The organism is Pseudomonas sp. D4-21, from assembly GCF_051132125.1.
Taxonomy (GTDB): Bacteria; Pseudomonadota; Gammaproteobacteria; order Pseudomonadales; family Pseudomonadaceae; genus Aquipseudomonas.
Genome location: NZ_CP071664.1, coordinates 2,478,443 through 2,490,793 on the forward strand (window position 1 = coordinate 2,478,443; position 12,351 = coordinate 2,490,793).

General features: G+C 59.8%; 11 protein-coding genes. 6 read left to right on the forward strand and 5 right to left on the reverse strand.

Going from position 1 to position 12,351, the window contains the following annotated elements; translation table 11 throughout:
• Positions 1-71: 71 nt before the first annotated feature.
• Complete coding sequence (locus tag J3Q04_RS11305) at positions 72-1,508, reverse strand: amidase (protein WP_434606122.1); 1,437 nt, start codon at positions 1,506-1,508, stop codon at positions 72-74.
• A 116-nt stretch (positions 1,509-1,624) separates the two neighbouring features.
• Between J3Q04_RS11305 and J3Q04_RS11310 the strand changes: the two genes are divergently transcribed.
• Entirely contained in the window at positions 1,625-2,197 is a 573-nt protein-coding gene (locus J3Q04_RS11310; protein WP_434559245.1) for a TetR/AcrR family transcriptional regulator, read from the forward strand.
• A gap of 27 nt (positions 2,198-2,224) precedes the next feature.
• Positions 2,225-3,127, forward strand: a complete 903-nt coding sequence (locus J3Q04_RS11315) for a LysR family transcriptional regulator (protein ID WP_420764030.1) — start codon at positions 2,225-2,227, stop codon at positions 3,125-3,127.
• Positions 3,128-3,220: 93 nt separating this feature from the next.
• On the opposite strand, the gene J3Q04_RS11320 is transcribed toward J3Q04_RS11315, so the two are convergent.
• The 3 genes from J3Q04_RS11320 to J3Q04_RS11330 form a co-directional block, all read right to left on the reverse strand.
• Positions 3,221-4,777: a TerC family protein gene (locus tag J3Q04_RS11320; RefSeq protein ID WP_434559243.1), complete on the reverse strand. Its 1,557-nt coding sequence runs from the start codon at positions 4,775-4,777 to the stop codon at positions 3,221-3,223.
• A gap of 271 nt (positions 4,778-5,048) precedes the next feature.
• Complete coding sequence (chrA, locus tag J3Q04_RS11325) at positions 5,049-6,410, reverse strand: chromate efflux transporter (RefSeq protein ID WP_434606120.1); 1,362 nt, start codon at positions 6,408-6,410, stop codon at positions 5,049-5,051.
• Between the two features lie 113 nt (positions 6,411-6,523).
• Positions 6,524-7,393, reverse strand: coding sequence for an NmrA/HSCARG family protein (locus J3Q04_RS11330; RefSeq protein WP_434606117.1), 870 nt, complete (start codon positions 7,391-7,393; stop codon positions 6,524-6,526).
• Between the two features lie 117 nt (positions 7,394-7,510).
• Between J3Q04_RS11330 and J3Q04_RS11335 the strand changes: the two genes are divergently transcribed.
• Entirely contained in the window at positions 7,511-8,386 is an 876-nt protein-coding gene (locus tag J3Q04_RS11335; RefSeq protein WP_434606115.1) for a LysR family transcriptional regulator, read from the forward strand.
• Between the two features lie 19 nt (positions 8,387-8,405).
• Here J3Q04_RS11335 and J3Q04_RS11340 read toward each other — a convergent pair whose 3' ends face one another.
• Positions 8,406-8,759, reverse strand: a complete 354-nt coding sequence (locus J3Q04_RS11340) for a hypothetical protein (protein WP_420763678.1) — start codon at positions 8,757-8,759, stop codon at positions 8,406-8,408.
• Between the two features lie 405 nt (positions 8,760-9,164).
• Here J3Q04_RS11340 and J3Q04_RS11345 point away from each other — a divergent pair, with 405 nt between their 5' ends.
• From J3Q04_RS11345 to J3Q04_RS11355, 3 genes are all read left to right on the forward strand, one after another.
• Entirely contained in the window at positions 9,165-10,580 is a 1,416-nt protein-coding gene (locus J3Q04_RS11345; RefSeq protein WP_434606112.1) for an acyclic terpene utilization AtuA family protein, read from the forward strand.
• Complete coding sequence (locus J3Q04_RS11350) at positions 10,577-10,885, forward strand: DUF4387 domain-containing protein (RefSeq protein WP_420763680.1); 309 nt, start codon at positions 10,577-10,579, stop codon at positions 10,883-10,885. The genes J3Q04_RS11345 and J3Q04_RS11350 overlap by 4 nt, the downstream gene beginning before the upstream one ends.
• A 75-nt stretch (positions 10,886-10,960) precedes the next feature.
• Positions 10,961-12,334: an MmgE/PrpD family protein gene (locus J3Q04_RS11355; RefSeq protein ID WP_434606110.1), complete on the forward strand. Its 1,374-nt coding sequence runs from the start codon at positions 10,961-10,963 to the stop codon at positions 12,332-12,334.
• Positions 12,335-12,351 lie beyond the last annotated feature (17 nt).

The following is a 12,351-nucleotide window of genomic DNA, read 5'->3' on the forward strand; positions in this document are numbered from 1 at the left end:
CGAATGAGTGGTTTTTGTTGTGCGGACTTTATGTTTTCAAGTTGAAGCCGTCGTGGTGTAAGCCCCCCGCGTCAAAGCTTCCCAGCCCAAACCTCGGGTTTGCGTCCAGCCCAAGGCAACACACCCTCCAGCTGTCCCGCCAGACGCAGCAACCTGTCTTCCCGACCAAAACCCGCCGAGAACTGCATGCCGATTGGCAGGCCGGTATGCGGATCGAACGCAAGTGGCATGGACATGGCAGGGGACCCCGTCACGTTTGCCAATGCGGTGAACGGCGAATGGCTGAAGACCCGATCCATCCAGCCCCTGCCATCCAGGAACTCCTGGCCTTCGTTATAGTGGCCAATGGCAGGAGGCAGCGCTGGCAGTGTCGGGCTCATCAAGATGTCGAAGTTGCAGAAAAAGCTGCCCATGCTGCGAGTGACGAGGTTCCTTGAATGCATGGCCCCAAGCAGATCGATGGCAGTGAGTTCACTGCCCATTCGATGCAGCGAAAGCGTGGCGGGCTCCAGTGTGCTGTCATCGACGGGCCGGCCGGTTGCCGCTGCGATGGCATTGATCCAGGCTGCGGTGTTGGCTGACCAGAAGCGGGCATTCATTTCAACGAAGGCGTCCCAGCTCAGGCCGATGTCCAGGCGGATCTCTTCCACACGGTGCCCCAGGCCTTCGAGCTGGGCGGCAACCTGGCGAGTGGCTGTCGCGACCGGCTCGGCGCAGCGAGTGCCGTTCAGCGGATGCGGGAGCAGGCCGATGCGCAGTGACCCGGGGGCGCGATTCAATTCGGATAGATAGGGCTGCTGCGGCCTGGCGATCTCAAAGGGATCACCCATGGCGGCGCCCTCGATGGCATCCAGTAAAGCAGCGCTGTCACGCACGGTTCGACTGACGACACCGTGCACCGCAAGCCCGGCCCATACTTCGTCCACCGCCGGGCCCATCGCAATCCTGCCCCGGCTGGGCTTGAGCCCGAACAGTCCGGTGGCGGCGGCGGGTACGCGGATAGAGCCGCCGCCATCGGTGGCGTGCGCCGCCGGTACGAGGCCGGCGGCTACAGCGGCGGCCGAACCACCGCTTGACCCGCCTGCGCTGCGACTCAGATCCCACGGGTTTCGTGTCGGCCCTGGAAACACGGCTTCGGTGGTGGTGCTGGCCGCCAGTTCCGGCGTGTTGGTCCTGCCGAGGGTCACCAGTCCCGCTTGGCGCAAGCGCGTCATCAGGGTGGAGTCTTCGTCGGCGATGCATCCGGCGGCCAAGCGACTGCCCAGCTCATTCAGACGCCCTTTGGCGGTCAGTCCGAGGTCCTTGACCAGGAACGGCACGCCCTTGAACGGCCCGGACGGAGCCTCGGGTTCAGTTTCCCAAACCTCTACCAGCCCATTGATTTTCGGGTTGAGCTGTTCGATAGCGGACAAGGCCGCGGCCCGGACTTCATCTTGGGTGACGTGACCGTTGGCGATCAGCTCAGCCAGGCCCAGTGCATCGTATTCGGCGTATTCAGCGCTTTTCATCACATTTCTCCGAGCCAATTGCCTGGCAAAAGCGTTATGATTTACTCGTCGGTATCGAGTGATACTGATTGGTATAGTAAGATACCGTCGAGTATCGATGTCAAGCGGAGAGCATCATGCGGCCCGAACGTATTCCCCAGTTAGCCCCCAAAGAAAGGATTCTCGATGCTGCCGAGGCGCTGTTTTTCAGCGAGGGCATCAGTCGGGTGACGGTGGATGCCATCGCGGCGAAGGCCAAGTCGACCAAGATGACGGTGTACCGGCATTTCGATTCGAAAGACGCGCTGGTGCTTGAATGGCTACGTTTGCTCGTCGAGAAATATGCCGAGGTCTTCGAGGCGCTGTCGGCGCAACACATCGACGATCCCAAGGCGCAGATTCTCGGGTTTGCCGAGTTCATCGCCCACGACCTTTCGGCGTCGTCATACAGGGGCTGTCCATTCACCAATTCGCTGGCGGAAATACCCGAGCCGGCCAATCCCGCCCGCGTTCTGATCGAGGAACATAAAAAGCGTCAGTTCTTGCGATTGGTCGCGCTCTGTGAAGAGGCTGGCCTGCCCGAGCCGGACGAAGTGGCAATGGAGCTCACGTACCTGATGGAAGGGGCCCAGGTCGTTGCGCAGAACAAAAGCATCGAGGACGTCGGCGCAAACCTCATGACGATGGTTCGGAAAAAAATTGCTGGATAAACCGAGAGACATGACAGCGTGAAAAGAATCATTCGAGTCGATGATCTCCAAGTATTCGTGACCACGACGGATGCCGGAAGCTTTTCAGCGGCAGCACGGTTGCTGGACATCTCTCCGGCATTGGCCAGCGTCGCGGTGCAACGACTCGAGGCCAGCCTGGGGGTGAGGTTGTTCGTGCGGTCCACCAGGCGGCTGCGTTTGTCGGATGACGGCGAGCGTTACCTGAGCCACGCGCGGCAGGCGCTGGAGGCCTTGGAAAATGGGGAGCTTGCCCTGGCCCAGGGGCGCGATGAAATTTCCGGGACGCTGCGCTTGTCCATGCCCTCGGACATCGGCCGCAACCTGCTTCTGCCATGGCTGGATGAGTTCCAGCAGTTGCATCCCAAGGTCCTGTTGCAGTTGCGCGTCAGCGACCAGGTGGCTGATCTGTTTACCGAACACCTGGATGCGAGCATTCGTTATGGCCAGTTGGCTGATTCAAGTCTCGTGTCCCTGGCGCTCGCGCCGTCCAACAGACGGACGGTGTGTGCCTCTCCCGACTACATTGCACGCCATGGCCGCCCAGAAACACCCGGCGAGCTGAGCAGGCATAATTGCCTTCGTTATGTGATGGGCGAGCAGACCTTCGAACGCTGGAGTTTCCAGACGCCGCAGGGAGTGGAAACCGTCCAGGTGCTGGGCAACCGCATCAGCGATGACGCTGACATCGTCAGGCGTTGGGGGGTGTCGGGACTTGGCGTCGTCTACAAATCCAAGCTCGATGTGATGGACGATATCCGCAGCGGGCGCCTGGTCGAAATCTTCCCGCCGGACTATGGCCAGCCCGCGCCGCTGCAACTGGTGTGCGCCCACCGGACCTCGCTGACGCCGGCGGTCCAGGTGTTGAGGGCATTCCTGGTGGCGCGTTTAGAGCGTTACATCAGCGGGTGAGTGACAGCGCTGCAGCGCATACCCTGGCTACCGAACGGCCATGGTATGCGCTTCGCGGCCGCCGGCCCCGGCTGCTGGTCCCGGACAATCAGGTCAGCCCTGGTCCTCGACGCGTAACAACACCCGGGTCACCCGCCGCTCTTCCACCTCGACGACCGTCATGCTCCATTGCTCCCAACGCAGGCTATCGCCGATGATGGGCAGACGGTCCAGCAAGCTCATCACCAAGCCGGCGAGCGTTTGGTAGTCCTCCGTCGCTTTCGCCTGGAAGCCGATATGTTCGCGGACCTGGCTGAGATTCAGGGCGCCGCTGACCAAAAAACCTCCCTCCTGGGCAACGATGTTCGGACCCTCGATTTCACTGGCATCGGGCAGTTCCCCGGCGATGGACTCGAGAATGTCAGTCATGGTCAACAGGCCGACGAAATCACCGAACTCGTTCACCACGAAGGCGATGTGGGTTGACTCCTTGCGCATTTGTTCCAGTGCGTTGAGGATCGTGAAACTGTCCAGCAGGTTGATGGCCTTGCGCGCCATGGCTTCCAGATTCGGCGGGTTGCCCGCCAGCATTTCCTTAAGCAGCTCTTTTTTGTGGACGAAGCCCAGGGGTTCGTCCACGCGACCTTCGCGGATCAACGGCAAGCGTGAATACGACGAATGCATCAGTGTCGTACGGATTTCTTGCGCAGTGTTCGCCAGGTCAAGGTGATCGATCTGCGCGCGATGAGTCATCACGCTGCGTATCGGGCGCTCCGCCAATTGCAGCACGCCACTGATCATCACCCGTTCCCGTCGATGGAAAACCTGTTCGGGTTCTTCGCCGGCCAACATGTCGGCTATTTCCTCGCCGACTTCGTCGGGGCCGAGCTTCTGGCCGCCCAGCAAGCGCATCACCGCGTGGGCGGTACGCTCGCGCATCGGCCGCAGACCCTGCAGGCTTTTCTTGCGCCGCGAGCGTGCCAACTGGTTGAACAATTCGATCAGGATCGAGAAGCCAATCGCGGCGTACAGATAGCCCTTCGGAATGTGGAAGCCCAGCCCTTCGGCGGTGAGGCTGAAGCCAATCATCATCAGGAAGCCCAGGCAGAGCATGATGACGGTCGGATGACTGTTGACGAAGTGGGTCAGCGGCTTGCTCGCGATCATCATCAAGCCGATGGAGAAAATCACCGCGATCATCATGACCGACAGGTGCTCCACCATGCCCACGGCGGTAATCACCGCATCCAGGGAAAAAACCGCGTCCAGCACCACGATCTGCGCGACGATGGGCCAGAACAACGCATAGGCAGCATTGCCGGAGCGTTGCGCCACGTGGCCTTCGAGACGCTCATGCAGTTCCATGGTTGCCTTGAACAACAGGAACACACCGCCGAACAGCATGATCAAGTCTCGGCCCGAGAACGTCTTGCCGAAGATTTCGAACAGCGGGTTGGTCAGGGTCACCATCCACGAAATGCTCGCCAGCAGGCCCAGGCGCATCAGCAATGCCAGGGACAAGCCGATGACACGGGCACGGTCGCGTTGTTCGGGGGGAAGTTTATCGGCCAGGATGGCGATGAAGACAAGGTTATCGATGCCGAGCACCAGCTCCAGCACGATCAACGTCAGTAGGCCCAGCCAGGCCGTGGGATCAACGATCCATTCCATAGTTTATTTGCTCCCTCGACCGGTCAGTGCGAGGGCAAGAGGCTGCGACGAGCCTGCCCAGGGCGCGGCGACGGGGGAGAGGCGGTTGTTCGTTGAACGGCGACTGGGGGGTTCCTGAAGGGTTTTCATACAGACCTGAGGTTAAATGGGGAAGAAATCCTACAATGGTTTCCAGCGTTTCCCACGAGACGATTTATTACAGGATCTGACGAAGCAACGGCGAAGCGCAGCAAACCGTGTGATTTTCATGGCGGGTCGGGCCAACATCAATCTAGCGAAATAAGTGCACGGCCAAGCCAACAAGCCCACAGCCGAGCAATACCTGGATCACGCCCCGCTTGAAGCGAAACAACGCAATCGCCGCCCCGATCGCTATCAACGCCGAAGGCCAGTCGAGGCTGCCGCTGAACCCGGTTGGCCAGAGCACGTGGTAACCAAAGAAACACGCCAGGTTGAGGATGACCCCGACCACCGCCGCGGTGATGGCGGTCAGCGGCGCGGTGAACTTGAGCGCGTTGTGAGTCGATTCCACCAACGGCCCGCCCGCGAGAATGAACAGGAAGGAGGGCAGGAAGGTGAACCACGTCACCAACGCTGCCGCAACGGCACCGGCCAGGAACACTTGATCGGCGCCAAACACTTGCGAGACATACGCCCCGATGAAACCTACGAAAGCCACGACCATGATCAGCGGCCCGGGGGTGGTTTCGCCGAGCGCAAGGCCGTCGATCATTTGGGTCGGAGTCAACCAGCCGTAATGGCTGACCGCGCCTTGGTAAACATAGGGAAGCACCGCATACGCACCACCGAAGGTCAGCAGCGCGGCCTTGGTAAAGAACCAACTCATCTGGGTCAGCGTGCCTTCCCAACCAAACAGCGCGGTCAGGGCGGCCATTGGCAAGGCCCACAGCAAGGCGCCAATCAATCCCAGCAATGCCAGCCTTGGCCAACTGAACCGGGCATGCTCGGGCGTGGGTGTCTCGTCATCGATCAGGGCCGGGCCGAATGACTTGTTGGCGGCGCTGTGCCCACCAACCTGGAATTTTCCTGGTGCCAGGCGGCCACCGATGTAACCGATCAGCGCCGCACCCAGCACAATCAGCGGGAACGGAACATTGAAAGCGAAGATCGCCGTGAACGAGGCGGCGGCGATGGCCCACAGCCAATTATTCTTCAACGCCCTGGAGCCGATTCGATGCGCCGCCTGCACGACGATCGCGGTCACTGCTGGCTTGATCCCGTAGAACAGGCCGGCCACTACCGGAACTTCACCAAAGGCGATGTACACCCAGGACAAGACGATCAGGATGAAAAGAGAGGGCAATACAAACAGGGCGCCGGCGATCACGCCGCCCCAGGACCGATGCAATAGCCAGCCGATGTAGGTCGCCAACTGCTGGGCCTCCGGCCCGGGAAGCAACATGCAATAGTTGAGGGCATGAAGAAAGCGTCGCTCGGAGATCCAGCGCCGTCGCTCGACCAACTCCTGATGCATGATCGAAATCTGTCCCGCTGGGCCGCCGAAGCTGATGAAGCCCAGCTTCAGCCAGAACCAGAAGGCGACGCGCAAGCTGATCGGTTCAGGTCTCGCAGGATCATTTTCAAGGGCAGATTCGGCAAGCTTGGGGTTCATGGGCGATAGCTTGGAAAAATGAGGATGCCGCTACAGTATCGGCTGCATATGAAATTGAAAGCTATTTGTCGCAAGCCGGTGAAAGGTCATCGCCTCCCACCGGCAGCGGTCATTCAAGCGCCGCCGACGGCCTCGCGAACGAAGTCTTCATAGCTGCGCAACGGACGGCCCAGAATGGCTTGGAGTCGCTCCACCGTTCCTGCCTCGGCTTGCATGCCGAACGCCTGGATACCGGCCATCATCAGGCGCATGTCGTAGGCCAGCCAGCCAGGGCCGAACGACGCCATCTGGGTTTCGAAGGCGGCCACGTCGTCACCGCCATAAGCCACCTCCCGGCCCAACGCCGAACCCCAGGTTTGCGCCACGGCCGCGCCAGTCAGGGCCCGGGGGCCGACCAGTTCCAGCGTGAGCCGTTCGAGGGCAGCGGGTGCCCGGTCGCGTCGCAGCAATTCGGCGACGGCGATGTCGGCGATGTCTCGCGCATCGATCATCGAGACCCCGGCCGAGCCGATCGGCATCGGGTATACGCCATAGTCCTGGATGGTCTGCCGGACCATGAGCTCGTTCTGCATGAAATACGCCGGACGCAGGATGGTCGCCGGCATGTCGAGGCTTTCGAGCATGCGCTCCACCGTATGCTTGCCGGTGAAATGCGGGACATTGGTGAACCTGTCGGCATGTATCACCGACAGGTAGACGATGCGCTCGATACCGGCTTCACGCGCCAGGTTGAGTGTGATCAAGGCCTGTGTCACTTCGTCCGGCGTGACGGCGTTGAGTAGGAACAACGTGCGTACTGACGCGAGCGCGGCGCGCATCGAGGCTACGTCGGTCAGGTCGCCAACGACTTCCGTCACGGCAACCGGGAAGTCGCGCTTGCCGGGCTGACGCACCAGGGCCTTCGCTTCGGCGCCTTTCTCGGCAAGTCGTGTGGTGATGAGAGAACCGATGGTGCCCGTGGCGCCGGTGATCAAGATGCTCATGTGAATCTCCTGTCGCTGATATCAAGGAATGGCATTGCAGTGACCAGACGATAGGGCGTTGCAGGGATAAAACGAAGGCGCCAGAATGCAAACACCTCGTTTCAAAAATGGAACAACATGAACCTGAATGCGCTCATTGATTTCGCGCTGGTCGCCACCAACGAAGGATTGGGCAAGGCAAGCCGCGCGAGCGGCCGGTCGAAAGCCACCTTGTCGCGGCGCATCGCCGAATTGGAGGAACAGCTGGGCGTCAGGCTGATCGAGCGTAGCGCCCGTGGCCTCAAGCTTACCGAAGCCGGCGAAATGCTGATTGCCCGGACCGAAGGGCCGCTGGGGGAGGTGATCGAAGCCATGACGGCGACCCAGGAAGGCGTGTCGACGCCTAACGGACGCTTGCGGGTGGCGGCGCCGGTCCTGTTTTCCCAATTGACGATGGGGCGCATTGGCGCGGATTTCTGCGCGGCCTATCCGCAGGTGACGATCGATGTGCGGGCGGAGGACCGCCTGGTGGATCTCGTCGAGGAACAATTCGACGTCGCCATCCGAGTCAACCCAAGCCCGGACAGCAATCTCGTCGGACGTTGCTTCGCCAAGGACCGGTTGGTGGTCGTGGCCGCGCCTGGCGTGGCCAAGCCTGAACCCGGAGCGGTCAGGCCTGTTCCCAGTATCGTGCCTTCCAATTTCCAGCCGACCCACTGGAATCTCGATGATGGGCGCTTGATCCTGGAGCCCATCCCCAAGCTGTGGTTCTCTTCCTACCTGATGATTCGCGACGCCGCGGTCGCGGGTGGGGGCGCCGCGCTGCTTCCGAAATCGATTGCCTGGAATCAATTGGCCCGCGGCGAGTTGGTCCAGTGGGGGATGGTCGCAAGCGCCGAGCGACAGTTGTGGGTCCTGCACACCTCCAGGCGCCTGGCGGCGCCGAAGGTTCGCGCGTTTGTGGACTTCCTGTGCGCCCGTTACCCGGATATGTCATTGACACTGGAAGGATAACGGAGCGGTTTGCGCCCACTCAAGGTAAGGGCTGTTCCTTGACCTTGGTTGAAACGACCGCGTCGTAACCGCCCGGGCTCTGCACTTCGTCGGAGACCCATAACCGCTCGCTGCGGCATTTGTATTTCACGCCTTTGCGCGGTGCCATGACTTGCGCGCTTTCAATACACATCTGTCTGGATGCATAGGTCGGCCCGGGGTTTCGCTCTTCCACACAGCCTTCCATGCCACTACAGATCCTCATGACAAGAAAATAGACAGTCATCATCCTAATGTTGCTCCAGCGAGCGATGCGGTTGGTTACGTCCTGTGTCAGCGCGGTTTTAGCGCCTGAACGCACAGCGATCATGCGGCGGATGATGAGCCCGCTCACAAATCTTCAGCAATGGGACATCAGTGCCATCTGTCGGAAAAATGGCGCTTCATATAAAAGTTTTTATAGGGAGGTTTTTGGTGACGGATTGTTGACGTCACGGAGGGCGTCATGTCGCGCTTTTTCCCGTCCCTTGAAGCGATGGCTGGGAAGAGCCACGGGCGGGACAAACGGCCGTTTTGAACGTGTTGCCATGTGCGCTTCGAGCGCCTTCGAACAGATATTTGTACTTGATTTTTTTCTTCGTTAGTTATGCAGGATAAACACGATTAATCATCAAAAGTTATCTTGCGGTAGCCTTCCGAGAGCATTAATTCGCAGGGCTATATGGACAAAATCTGTCCACTTGTCAACGTAATTGCAGCCCCTATTATTGGCGCACTGAGTCGCCAAGAAGAGGGTGTCATGAAGCAGTTATTTGAAGGTTGTGTAAAAGTGATTGTCCCCTGTGGTTCATTGGGAGCGGGTGTACGAGAAGAAGAAATTGCTTATGGGCTGGCGGCGGGGGCGCAAGTAATTGCCACGGACGCGGGTTCAACCGACAGCGGCGCGGCTTATCTTGCCCTTGGCAAATCGAAGAATAACCGAGGCGCGGTCAAGCGCGACCTGACTATTCTGATGAAGGCCCAGGCGCAATCCGGCGTGCCGATTATTGTCGGGACTTCGGGGCAGGCGGGCGGCGATCTGAATCTTGATTGGACGCGTGATATTGCCTTGGAAATTGCCGGGGAGTTGGGTGTGTCACCAAAGATTGCGCTCATTTATTGTGAGCAAGACAAGCAAACCATTAAAAAGCTGAACGCTGAAGGTCGTATCAAACCATTGCCGCCCCACGCCGAGTTGGACGACGCGACAGTGGACGCCTGTGAGCACATTGTCGCTGCCCTAGGGGTTGAACCCTTCCTCGCCGCGCTGGATGCGGGCGCCGATATCATATTGGCCGGCCGTTCGACCGACACAGCCGTCATAGGCTGCTATCCCATTTGGAAAGGCGCGCCATGGGGGCCGTCCTGGCATGCCGGCAAGACAGGTGAATGCGGCGTGCAATGCGCCGTCAACCCGACGCTAGGGTCGGGGATCCTGCTCAGTGTTGACGCGAACGGCTTCGAAGTCGAGCCGTTGAGCCTGGACAACCAGTGCACGCCCCATAGCGTATCGGCCCATATGCTCTACGAAAACAGTGACCCGTTCCGGTTGTTGGAGCCCGGCGGAATCTTGAACGTGGCCCAGGCGCGCTACACCGATTTGAATGGGCGCGCTGTTCGGGTAGAAGGCTCGCAATGGGAGCCGATGCCTTACACCATGAAGTTGGAAGGCGCTGCCGCCGGTTTGTACCAAACCATCATGCTGGTGGGCATCCAGGACCCCGATGTGCTCAAGGACATCGATGGTTTTCATGACCGTTTGCTGGACGCGCTATATAAGAGAACACGTCAGTCGATTCCCGCTGAAGAGTTGGGCGAGTTTCATATTTCCCTGCGCATGTACGGGTGGAATGGCGTGACCGGTGTCAAACCCGCAGCCGGAACGTTACCGCCACCGGAAATAGGGATGTTGTTTGTCGCCACGGCTGCAACGCAGGAAATGGCCAATACCATTGCCCAGGCGTGTAATCCGTACTTCTTCCATTATCCAAGCGTGATGGGTAAGGAGTTGCCTTCCTATGGGTTTGCCTTTACACCGGCCGATATACCTCGCGGGCAAATATTCGAGTTCAAGTTGAATCACGTGGTGCAACTTGAGAATCCCCTTGAATTGGTTCGTTTGAAGTGGATTGATCTGTCGGACACCACAATAGCTGTGAAGGAACTTGCACAATGACTAAGTTGCGTGATGTATGCCGGCACGTCCGATCCAAACAAGCGGGGCCGTTCTGGGTTACGTTCGATATCTTTTTCAACGGACGCGAGAATTTCGAACGTTATTCCAATTGCGCGGCACTCTCGCCGGCTCAATTCGCAACGCTCTACGGCACCGACCCGGAACGGGTCAAGCGGATCCCGGTGCCGGATCTGGAAATGGTCAAGATCTCCTATCCCCGTGCGACGCCCCAGGGCGGAATGGTCGAGCGCGACATGCACGCCGGCCAGCAATACGTCCGTCTGCTTGACGTGATCGTCGACTGAGGCCGGGCGCCCGCTCGAGCCTTGATTTGTGTGCCTCATGGACGAGGACCGACCCCCTGTTTACCCGAGGTAACTATGACGGACCCGACCGTTGCGATGCGCCTTGCGCGATATGCCCATGAATTTCGTAGCCAACGCCTGCCCGAAGACATCATCAAACTGGTACGTCAGCGTTTCATCGACAGCCTGGCGTGCATACTGGGCGCCTACGGGAGTGACCCGGTCAAGGCTGCCCTCTGTTACGCCGCTGCAAACACGGCGCAATCATCCAGCGTATTCGGCACCAACCTCAGAACAACGACGGAAATCGCAGCTTTCGCCAACGGCTTGATGGTTCGTTTCCTGGACTACAACGATGGCTACATGGGCCTGGAGCCCGGCCATCCGAGCGATAACATCCCGGCCTGCCTGGCGGTGGCGCAAGCCGAAAACGCATCCGGGGCTGAGTTGGTCTCGGCCATCGTCCTGGCATATGAGATCCAAATGCGCTTGCAGGATGTGGCGAGCCTGAACAAGCGTGGCTGGGACCACGTGAACTACATCAACGTCGCGATGGCGGCGGCGGCTTCCAACTTGATGAAGCTGGACGTGGCGCAGACCGAGCAAGCGATCAACATCGCCCTGAGCGGGCATTTGGCGATGCGGCAAGTGCGCAGCGGGTCGTTGTCCGACTGGAAGGGCTGTTCCGCGGCCAATGCCGCTCGCAACGCGATTTTCGCAGCGCAACTGGCGCGCCATGGCATGACCGGGCCGTCGCCGATCTTCGAAGGCGAGATGGGCTTCTTCAAACAGATTAGCGGACCGTTCGACCTGGACATCAGTCGTTTTGGCACGCCCGGCAACGGCGACTACGCGATACGGCGCTCGCTGACCAAGACGTTTCCCACCAATGGCGAATTGCACACGGCCGTCTGGGCCGCGCTGGATATCCGCAAGCGGATTGACGGTGTGCAGGACATTGCCGCCATTTCAATCGAAACGTCTGAATTCAACCGTCGGGTCCTCGCCGATACCCCAGAGAAATGGCTGCCGAAAACCCGCGAAACGGCTGACCACAGCCTGCCTTACAACGTCGCCCGGGCCTTGCTCGATGGCGATATCACGGTCGGCTCGTACGCCGCAGAAAAGATCGCCGACCCCGCAGTGATTGCCTTGATGAAGAAAGTCAGCGTCGTCGAAGATCCGGCGCTCACCGCGCTGTTTCCGCGGCACCTTGCCAACCGTGTTTGCGTAACCCTGAAATGCGGCGAGCTGGTCGTGAGCGAGATGATCACCGGTCCCGGTTCGGTCGAAACGCCAATGACCGATAGCGACTTCGAGCGCAAGTTCCGGCGCATGGCGATGCCGCATCTCGATGCATCGGCACAGGCTGCGGTGCTTGGATTCGTGGCGGGGCTCGAGCATCAAACCGAGTTCGAGACATTGTTTGCGGCGATGGTTGCCTCCTAGGGTCGCCAGCGCCCCAA

Coding starts and splice junctions, on each gene's coding strand:
- J3Q04_RS11305 (WP_434606122.1), bottom strand. CDS start 1,508: ATGAAAAGCGCTGAATACGCCGAATACGATGCACTGGGCCTGGCTGAG.
- J3Q04_RS11310 (WP_434559245.1), top strand. CDS start 1,625: ATGCGGCCCGAACGTATTCCCCAGTTAGCCCCCAAAGAAAGGATTCTC.
- J3Q04_RS11320 (WP_434559243.1), bottom strand. CDS start 4,777: ATGGAATGGATCGTTGATCCCACGGCCTGGCTGGGCCTACTGACGTTG.
- chrA (WP_434606120.1), bottom strand. CDS start 6,410: ATGAACCCCAAGCTTGCCGAATCTGCCCTTGAAAATGATCCTGCGAGA.
- J3Q04_RS11330 (WP_434606117.1), bottom strand. CDS start 7,393: ATGAGCATCTTGATCACCGGCGCCACGGGCACCATCGGTTCTCTCATC.
- J3Q04_RS11335 (WP_434606115.1), top strand. CDS start 7,511: ATGAACCTGAATGCGCTCATTGATTTCGCGCTGGTCGCCACCAACGAA.
- J3Q04_RS11345 (WP_434606112.1), top strand. CDS start 9,165: ATGAAGCAGTTATTTGAAGGTTGTGTAAAAGTGATTGTCCCCTGTGGT.
- J3Q04_RS11350 (WP_420763680.1), top strand. CDS start 10,577: ATGACTAAGTTGCGTGATGTATGCCGGCACGTCCGATCCAAACAAGCG.
- J3Q04_RS11355 (WP_434606110.1), top strand. CDS start 10,961: ATGACGGACCCGACCGTTGCGATGCGCCTTGCGCGATATGCCCATGAA.